Origin of the sequence: Derxia lacustris (genome assembly GCF_002105195.1) — a bacterium.
GTDB classification, from domain to species: domain Bacteria; phylum Pseudomonadota; class Gammaproteobacteria; order Burkholderiales; family Burkholderiaceae_E; genus Derxia; species Derxia lacustris.
The window spans coordinates 129814-138679 of the sequence record NZ_MUHU01000031.1; the positions used below are offsets into that span (position 1 = coordinate 129814).

General features: G+C 70.9%; 9 protein-coding genes. 1 reads left to right on the top strand and 8 read right to left on the bottom strand.

The window, feature by feature from the left end; genetic code table 11:
- Positions 1–10 precede the first annotated feature (10 nt).
- From lptB to B9P64_RS20195, 5 genes are read right to left on the bottom strand one after another with little or no spacing between them, the layout of a single operon-like run.
- Positions 11–808 carry an LPS export ABC transporter ATP-binding protein gene (gene lptB / locus B9P64_RS20175; protein WP_085317966.1) on the bottom strand — a complete coding sequence of 266 codons (798 nt, stop codon included), beginning with the start codon at positions 806–808 and terminating at the stop codon, positions 11–13.
- The gene (lptA, locus tag B9P64_RS20180; protein WP_085317967.1) at positions 805–1410 is read right to left on the bottom strand and encodes a lipopolysaccharide transport periplasmic protein LptA; all 606 of its coding nucleotides are present in this window, start codon (positions 1408–1410) and stop codon (positions 805–807) included. The genes lptB and lptA overlap by 4 nt, the downstream gene beginning before the upstream one ends.
- On the bottom strand, positions 1407–2003 hold the full coding sequence (lptC, locus tag B9P64_RS20185; RefSeq protein ID WP_085317968.1) for an LPS export ABC transporter periplasmic protein LptC: 597 nt from the start codon (positions 2001–2003) through the stop codon (positions 1407–1409). The genes lptA and lptC overlap by 4 nt, the downstream gene beginning before the upstream one ends.
- Positions 2000–2620: a KdsC family phosphatase gene (locus tag B9P64_RS20190; RefSeq protein WP_176256911.1), complete on the bottom strand. Its 621-nt coding sequence runs from the start codon at positions 2618–2620 to the stop codon at positions 2000–2002. Before B9P64_RS20190 ends, lptC begins: the two co-directional genes overlap by 4 nt.
- Positions 2617–3624: a KpsF/GutQ family sugar-phosphate isomerase gene (locus B9P64_RS20195; RefSeq protein WP_328589879.1), complete on the bottom strand. Its 1008-nt coding sequence runs from the start codon at positions 3622–3624 to the stop codon at positions 2617–2619. The genes B9P64_RS20190 and B9P64_RS20195 overlap by 4 nt, the downstream gene beginning before the upstream one ends.
- Before the next feature lie 114 nt (positions 3625–3738).
- On the opposite strand from B9P64_RS20195, the gene B9P64_RS28255 reads away from it, so the two are divergent.
- Positions 3739–5742 (top strand): monovalent cation:proton antiporter-2 (CPA2) family protein, encoded by a 2004-nt coding sequence (locus B9P64_RS28255; protein ID WP_085317970.1) that lies wholly within the window; start codon positions 3739–3741, stop codon positions 5740–5742.
- Between the two features lie 12 nt (positions 5743–5754).
- Here the strand turns inward: B9P64_RS28255 and B9P64_RS20205 are convergent, their stop codons facing one another.
- From B9P64_RS20205 to B9P64_RS25835, 3 genes are all read right to left on the bottom strand, one after another.
- Positions 5755–6213 carry a hypothetical protein gene (locus B9P64_RS20205; protein ID WP_235840063.1) on the bottom strand — a complete coding sequence of 153 codons (459 nt, stop codon included), beginning with the start codon at positions 6211–6213 and terminating at the stop codon, positions 5755–5757.
- A 4-nt stretch (positions 6214–6217) separates the two neighbouring features.
- Positions 6218–7651 carry a cytochrome P450 gene (locus B9P64_RS20210; RefSeq protein ID WP_085317971.1) on the bottom strand — a complete coding sequence of 478 codons (1434 nt, stop codon included), beginning with the start codon at positions 7649–7651 and terminating at the stop codon, positions 6218–6220.
- Between the two features lie 30 nt (positions 7652–7681).
- The coding region (locus B9P64_RS25835) for a hypothetical protein (RefSeq protein ID WP_176256912.1) at positions 7682–8866 on the bottom strand (1185 nt) is incomplete at its 5' end.

Consider the following 8866-nt stretch of genomic DNA (forward strand, 5'->3'; position numbering starts at 1 on the left):
TGCGTCAGCCCTACATGCGGAAGTGTTCGCCGAGATAGACCCGGCGGACTGATTCGTTGTCGATGATCTCGTCCGGCCGGCCTGCGGCGAGCACCCGGCCTTCCGAGATGATGTAGGCGTGATCGCAGATGCCCAGGGTTTCCCGGACATTGTGGTCGGTGATGAGCACGCCGATGCCGCGTTCCTTGAGGAAGCGGACGATGCGCTGGATCTCGATCACGGCGATCGGGTCGATGCCGGCAAACGGCTCGTCGAGGAGCACGAAGCGCGGCATCGTCGCAAGCGCGCGGGCGATTTCCACCCGGCGCCGCTCGCCGCCCGAAAGCGACGAAGCGAGGTTGGAGCGGATGTGACCGACCTGCAGCTCGTCGATCAGCATGTCGAGCCGCTCGTCGATGACCTTGCGCGTGAGCGCGCGGCCGTCGGCGTCGTGCTGAAGCTCGAGCACGGCGCGGATGTTGTCCTCGACCGTGAGCTTGCGGAACACGCTGGCTTCCTGCGGCAGATAGCTCAGGCCCAGGCGCGCGCGCTCATGCATGGCGCGCCGGCCGATGCTCTGGCCGTCGAGCGTGATGGCGCCGGCCTCCATCGCGACCAGCCCGACGATCATGTAGAAGCAGGTGGTCTTGCCGGCGCCGTTGGGGCCGAGCAGCCCCACGACCTCGCCGCTGCGCACTTCGAGCGACACGTCGTGCACGACGGTGCGCTTGCCATAGCCCTTGCGCAGATGCTCGGCGACGAGCACCGAGGCGCGTGCGTCGGGCGCGAGCGCGGCGACCGATTCGGAGGTGGATGCAAGCGCGTTCATGGCTGGCCCGCCGGCTTGCGATCGAGCTTGAGCGGGCCGCTGCCGGCGGCCGGCGCATCGGCCGGCGCGCCATCGGCGGCCGGGGCGCGCGGCGCGATCACGGCGCGCACCCGGCCGCCGGCACCTTCGGCGCTGTCGACCGTGTACTGGTCGCTGCGGTTGTCGTAGACGATGACCTGGCCGGTCACCTGATCGGTCTGCTTCGAGCCGTTCTCGCTGCGGCGCAGCTGGGCGCGCCTGGTGAGCGTGACCTTGTCCGCGCGGCCGTCGTAGTCGATGCGCTCGGCCTCGCCGTCGACCCAGCGGTCGGGGCCGCCGTCGCGCTTCTGGCGGAAGGTGGCGAGCTTGCCGGCGCCGGCGGTGAGCGTGCCGAACTGGAGCCCGTCCGGGTCCTGGCGCACTTCGAGCCGCTCGCCGCGCATCACCATCGTGCCGCGCGTGACGACCACGTCGCCCTCGAACACGCTGACCTGCTTGAGGTCGTCGAGCCCGCCACGCTTGGCGGTGATGGTGGTTTCCTGCAGCTTGTCGGATTGCTCGGCGCCGGCCGGTGCGGCGGCCGCCAGCAGCAGCGCGAGGAGGAGGTAGGCGAGTCTGGTCATGGTTTGCCTGACGGGTTGGGCGCGGCGCCGCGGCGCGGTCCGAAGACCGCGCGCATGTCGTTGCGCACCTTCAATGTCCGGAAAGAGTTGTTCGCGTCCATGCCCAGACCGCTGAGCGTGGAATCGCCCTGACGGATGGTGACGGCGCTGTCGCTGCTGCCGGTGTCGTCGTCGGGGCGCACGGTGAGTTGCTCGGTGTCGAGCTGCATCGCGGCGCGGCCGGCGCTGGCGGCGCGCGTGACCCGCACCGCGCGTTCGAGCTGGATTTCCTCGCCCTGGCGCAGCGACAGGCCGCGCTCGGCCTCGATGTGCACCGGCGCGTCGCCGGTCTGCTCGACGCGCGGTTGCTGAAGCGTGAGCGTGTCGGTGCCGGGCACATGGTCGGCGCGCTCGGCCAGCAGCAGCGTCTGCACCCGACCGTCGGGCGACATGCGGGCGGCGCGCAGCCGGCCGATCTCGTAATCGGGATGGGTCGGCGAATTGACCACCGCCGGCTCGCCCGAGTTGCGCAGGTTCTCGGCCAGCCACCAGGTGCCGAGCGCAAGCGCGGCGGCGACGAACACCGGCAGCAGACGCAGCACGAAGTTGTTCATCCCTGCGCGCTCCCGGCGTCGAGATGGGCGCGGTAGCTGGCGTCGAGCTTGCCCTGCGCGGCGAGCAGCAGCTCGCACAGGTCGCGCGCCGCGCCGTTGCCGCCGGCGCGCGCGGCGCACCAGTGGGCCTGGGCGCGCACGCCGGTGGCGGCGTTGGCCACGGTGGCGGCGAAGCCCACGCGGCGCATCACCGCCAGATCGACCCAGTCGTCGCCCATGAAGGCGGCTTCGTCGGCGCTCACGCCGGCGTCGCGCAGCAGGGCGGCGAGGGCGCCGAGCTTGTCCTCGCAGCCGAGGATGACGTGCGCCACCTTCAGCTCGCGCGCGCGCCGCTCGACCATCGCCGAGCGCCGGCCCGACAGCAGCGCGATCGCGATGCCGTTCTCACGCAGCAGCTTGAAGCCGTGACCATCGTGCACATGAAAGCGCTTGAGCGCCTCGCCGTCGGCGCCGTAGACCAGCCGGCCGTCGGTGAGCACGCCGTCCACGTCGAAGATGGCGAGCCGCACGCGCGCGGCGCGCGCCACCACCTCGGGCGCGATGCCGGCGAGCACGGCGGCGGCGATGGCGTCGGCCGGCGCGGCGTTGGGCGGTTCGGCGGTGCGCGCGTCGTTCATATGACCTTGGCCGCCATCAGCAGGTTGAGGTTGAGCGCGCCGACCAGCCTGCCGGCGTCGACCACCAGCAGTTGCTGGATGCGGCGGCTGTCCATCACCTGGGCGGCCTCGGCGGCGAGCGCGTCGGGCCCGATGGAAATGGGCGTGCGCGTCATCGCCTGCGCCAGCGTCACGTCGCGCAGATCGACCGTGCGTTCGAGCAGGCGGCGCAGATCGCCGTCGGTGAAGATGCCTTCGAGCGCGCCGTCGGCCGCGACCACCGCCGTCATGCCCAGGCCCTTGCGCGACATTTCCATGATGGCTTCGCCGAGGCCGGCGCCGGCCGCCACGCGCGGAATCGCGTCGCCGGTCTTCATCACGTCGCGCACATAGGTGAGCAGGCGCCGCCCGAGCGAGCCGCCCGGATGGCTGCGCGCGAAGTCCTCGGCGCTGAAGCTGCGGGCGCGCAGCAGCGCCACCGCCAGCGCATCGCCGAGCGCCATCGCGGCGGTGGTGGACGTGGTGGGCGCGAGGTTGTGCGGGCAGGCTTCGCGCTCGATGCCGCCGTCGAGATGCACGTCGGCGAGTTGCGCGAGCGTGGACTGCGGCCGGCCGGTGAGCGCGATGAGCTTGGCGCCGAGCCGCTTGATGAGCGGCGCCACGGCGCGCAGTTCGTCGCCCTCGCCGGAGTAGGAGACCGCCACGACCACGTCGTCGCTGGTAATCATCCCGAGGTCGCCGTGGCTGGCTTCGGCCGGATGCACGAAGAAGGCCGGCGTGCCGGTGGAGGCGAGCGTCGCGGCGAGCTTGCTGCCCACATGCCCCGACTTGCCGATGCCCGACACCACCACGCGGCCGGGCTTGCCCGGACCGGTCGCCGCCAGCACCAGCGCGACGGCTTTTTCGAAGGATTTCGCCGCCACCGGATCGCGCAATCTGTCGGCCAGCGCGCGCAGTCCGGCCGCCTCGGTTTCGAGGACATCGATCGCGATCGCGGCACTGGAAGAAGCTTGGGAATCGGACACTTCGCGTTCTACACTTTGCGAAAAGCAAAAATTATACCGCTCGACAGTCACCCGTTTCGGCGGGAATTTTCCCAGCCTGTCGCGTTCGCGCGCCGTTCCTCTTGACGACCCCAAATGACGGGTACCGCCCTCGACCTGCCCCTGTTCCTGCTGCTGGCCGCCGTGGCCGGCGTGGTGTTGTTCCGCCTGCTGCACCTGCCGCCGATGCTCGGTTATCTGGCTGTCGGGATTGTCGTGGGGCCGCATGCGCTAGGTGTGGTGCCCGACACGCCACGCACCCGCTATCTGGCGGAATTCGGGGTGGTGTTTCTCATGTTCTCGATCGGGCTGGAGTTCAACCTGGCCAAGCTGCGCGCGATGCGGCGCGAGGTGTTCGGGCTCGGGCTGACGCAGGTGGCGCTCACCGTCGGGCTGGCGCTCGGCGCCAGCTTGGCGGCGGCGGCGCTGGCGGCGCGCTGGTGGCCGGCCGCCGACGGCTTCAACTGGCGCGCGGCATTTGCGCTGGGCGCGGCGCTGGCCATGAGCTCGACCGCCATCGTGATGAAGCTGCTCGCCGAGCGCATCGAGCTCGATGCGCCGCACGGCCGCCAGATCGCCGGCGTGCTGCTGTTCCAGGATCTGGCGGTGGTGCCGCTGCTGGTCATCGTGCCGGCGCTGCAGGGCAATGTGGGCGACATGGCCACCTCGCTCGGCTGGGCCTTCGTGAAGGCGGCGGCGGTGCTGGCGCTGCTGCTGGTGTTCGGTCAGCGGCTGATGCGCGGCTGGTTCCACATCGTGGCGCGGCGGCGCTCGCAAGAGCTGTTCATGCTCAACCTGCTGCTCATCACGCTGGGGCTGAGCTGGATTACCGAGCATGCCGGGCTGTCGCTGGCGCTGGGCGCCTTCGTGGCCGGCATGCTGATCGCCGAGACCGAGTACCGGCATCAGGTGGAGGAGGACATCAAGCCGTTCCGCGACGTGCTGCTGGGGCTGTTCTTCATCACCATCGGCATGCTGCTCAATCCGCGCGTGGTGTGGGAGAACCTGGGCTGGGTGGCGCTGCTGATCTGCCTGCCGGTGGCGTTCAAGTTCGGGCTGGTGGCGGCGCTGGGGCAGGTGTTTGGCGGCAGCGCGGGCACGGCGATCCGTACCGGGCTGGCGCTGTGCACGGCAGGCGAGTTCGGCTTCGTGCTGCTGCGTCAGGCCGGCGAGCTGGGCGTGGTGGATGAGGGACTGCTCCAGATCGTGCTGGCGGCGATGCTGCTGTCGATGCTGGCCGCGCCCTTTCTCATCCAGTACAGCGACCGCATCGCGCTGCGGTTTGCGAGCGGCGAGTGGATGCTGGCCTCGCTCAATCTCACCAAGATCGCGGCGCGCAGCATCCAGACCGACAAGCATGTCGTCATCTGCGGCTTCGGCCGCTCGGGCCAGAACCTGGCGCGGGTGCTCGAAAGCCAGGGCCTCGCCTACGTCGCGCTCGACCTCGACCCCGACCGCGTGCGCGAAGCCGCCGCCGCCGGCGACAGCGTGGTGTTCGGCGACGCGGCCCGGCGCGAAAGCCTGATCGCCGCCGGCATCTCGCGCGCGGCGGCGCTGGTGGTCACCTATGCCGACACGCCCTCGGCGCTGAAGCTGCTGCATCACGTGCAATCGCTGGCGCCCACGCTGCCGGTCATCGTGCGCACCCGCGACGACCGCGACCTGGACCGGCTGCGCGAAGCCGGCGCCGCCGAAGTGGTGCCCGAGGTGCTCGAAGGCAGCCTGATGCTCGGCACGCATGCGCTGCTGCTGCTGGGCACGCCGCTGGCGCAGGTGCTGGCGCTGGTGCGGCGCCAGCGCGAGGAGCGCTATGCGGGGCTGCGCGGTTTCTTCCCGGGCGGGCAGGACGATCCGGTGGCGTCGCAGAGCCGGGTGCGGCTGCATTCGGTGCATCTGCCCCCGGGCGCGCGGGCAGTGGGCGCCCGGCTTGGCGATCTGGGGCTGGAGCTGATCGGCGCCACGGTCGTGTCGGTGCGGCGGCGCGAGGTGCGCGGCGCCGATCCTTCGCCCGAACTGGCGCTGGAAGCCGACGACATCGTCGTGCTGCGCGGCCTGCCCGAGGCGCTGGCGCTGGCCGAGGAGCGGCTGCTGATGCCGTGAGCGCCGGCGCGCTCAATCGGGCCGGTTGTCCTTCGCGCCGATGGTCCGCTTCTCCAGGCCCTTCTTCAGCACCAGATCGATCACCGGCTGCTCGCGCTTGTTGGCGCGCTGGCAATGGCCGGGCTGGAAGCGGTCGGTGAGCCAGATCACGAAGCGCGCCCAGCGCTTCCGGTCGCGCACCCGCCAGGCGTGCGACGACACCGATTCCCAGGCCAGCCCGTTGAACACCGCCGCATTCACGAAATGATCGAGCGCACGCACGCCGGCCCGGCCACGCTCGGTGCGACCGGCAAAGCCGACCCAGCAGATGATGAGATAGCCGAGCACCGCCAGCGGCACGATGGCCGTCATCAGCGCGAAGCCGGCCAGCCGCTCCTGCCAGCTGTTTTCGCGCAGGGCAAAACGGCGGCGCTTGGGTGGTATGGAGTCCGGCGCAGGCGCCGGGCGGATGTCGTGCGGCGGCGGCGTCATCGGCTCAGCCCGCGCGCTTGTGCACCGCGAGCCGGATGCCGTTCTCCGACCGGATCGTGATGCGCCCGACCGGCTGCGGCGTGTGGCTGGCCAGCGGTGCAAACCGGTAGCGCCGCACCAGCGTCGCCAGGATCAGCGCCGCCTCCTGCAACGCAAACGCCGCGCCGATGCACACGCGCGGCCCGGCGCTGAACGGCAGATAGGCGCACTTGAGCGACTCGCGCGCCGACTCGGTCGAGTAGCGGTCGGGATCGAAATCGTCCGGCCGCTCCCAGTACTCGCGGTGGCGCTGGATCAGCCAGGGCGCGATCACGATGGTCGAATCGGCCGGCAATTCCTTGTCGCGCATGCGGCGCGGCGCCGGCGTGCTGCGCGCAAAGAAGCCCACCGGCGGATAGAGCCGCAGCGTCTCGCGGAACACGTTGCGCACCAGCTCCAGCGCGCGGATCGCGCCGAAGTCCACCGGCCCGGCGCCGCATTCGGCCACCACCTCGTCATGCATGCGCTGCTGGATGTCGGGCGTGTTGGCCAGTAGATAGAGCGACCAGGACAGCGCGCTGGCCGAGGTTTCGTGGCCGGCGAGGAAGAGCATGGCGACCTGATCGACCAGCTCGTCGAAGCTGAAATGCGTGCCGGCCACCGGATCGACCGCGTCGAGCAGGCTGGCGAGGATGTCGTCGGGCGCGTCGGCGGCGGGCGGCGTGGCGGTCGTGCCGGCGGCTTCGGCGGCGCGGGCTGCGGCCTGCGCGCGGGCCCAGGCCTCGTGGCGCGGCCGGATGAAGCCTTCGAGCACGCCGCGAATCTCCTTCGCCGCCGCCCGGCTGGCGCGCGCCGCGAGCCAGGGATGAAAGATGCGCGGCCAGCGCAGCACGATCGGCATGATGAGTCGCGGCGCCAGCTCCTGGAACCGCGAGAAGGCCTTGAAGATGCGCCGCGCATCCTCGCCTTCGAGCGACACCGACAGGATGGTGCGGAAGATGATGTCGGCCGTGACCTGGGTCATCTCCATTTCCACGTCGTACTCGATGCCGTCGGGCAGGGCGTCGAGCCGGGCGCGCATCGCATCGGCGGCGTCGCTCATGAGGCCGAACACATGCTTGATGCGCGCCGCCTCGAACGACTTTTCCATCATGTCGCGCTGACGCCGCCATTGCGCGCCGTTGGTGGTGAAGATGCTCTCGCCGAGCAGCGGCTCCAGCGCATGGCCGAGCAGCTCGTGCTTGGGAAAGTCGGCCGCCTCGTCGATGAGCACCTGCTTCCACAACTTGGGCTCGTTGACCATGTACAGGTCGAGGCCGGGGAAATGGATCTCGCCCATCTTCATCGTGTAGCTGCGCTCGAACAGGCCGTCCATCCAGGAACGGCGCTTGAACAGGTACATCCACAGCGCGGACGCCTTGCTCTTGAGCGGCTTGGGGTGGACGGGGCAGAAGCTCATGGTCGGGTCTCGGTGTCGGGCGGTGCGGATTCAGCGCTTCCAGTCGCGCACGCCGGCCTGGGCGGCGAAGCGGTCGGCCAGCCGCAGCGGGCCGGCGGTGATGGCGAAGTAATCGTAGGCGCCGGGCTCGGTGGCCGGCTTCTCGCTCGCCATCAGGTACTGGAAATGAGTGCGATACCAGTCGCGCCGCAGCGCGCGATAGCTGGCCGGCGTGAACAGCCGGGCGAAGCGCGGCGACAGCAGCTTGGGGCGCGGCGCGGCCGGATCGGGCTGGGCGATGCCCGAGGTGGCGAGCGGATCGACCAGCGCGAAGCAGGCGCCGTCGGTAGGCGCGGTGAAATCGACCCAGTCGATCTCGCGCGCGGCGGCGAGCGCGGCCATGTCGGCGCGGATGCGCGCGGCCTGCGGGATGTAGCTGACCATCGGGATGCACTGGCCCAGCGTGAGCAGCGCGATGCGCGGGCCGCGCCGCGCGAGTTCGGGGTCGAGCGCCAGCGCCCGCGCCAGCATCATCGGCGCCATGATCGTGCCGACGCTGTGCGCGGCGACCAGCACCTCGTCGGCATCGCAGCTGCGCACGCGCTCGACGAACAGCCGCGCGAAGGCGTCGATGCGCGCTTCCATGCCGGGCAGCTTGCCGAGCGCGAGGCGGATGGAAAACGCGTAGATGCGCAGCAGCCAGTAGATGCGAAAGCGCCGCTCGATCAGCCGGCCGAGCTGCACCACGCCGGCGAACGCCGCCAGCCCGGCCAGCGCGCCGATGGCCCGCGCGCCCGGCACGGCATCCGCCAGCCCGGCCGCCGCCAACGCGCCCAGCGCCAGCCCCGCCGCCGCGCCCGCACCCAGCACCAGCGCCAGCAGCACGAACGGAAAGCTCACCGCCACGCCCGGCGGCCACGATGCGCGCCACACCTTCCACAGCGCGCCGGTGCGCACGCCGAGCCAGATCACGCCCAGATAGGCCGCGAGCAGCTTCAGCTCGTTGCGCAGCCAGTGCTGGCGGATCAGGTCGTCCCAGTGCAGGAAGTCGTAGTCGGTGACGGTCGCGTCGCCCGGCGTGGCGATGCGCCAGCGGCTGGCGAAATCGCCGTCGCGCTTGCGCGGGCCCACGTCGAGTTGCAGGCCGCCGACGCGGGCCTGCGCGGCGGCTTCGTCGCGGTAGAGCCGGCGGTAGAACGGCGCGCCGCGCGGATCGAAGCCGCTGAGGTAGAACAC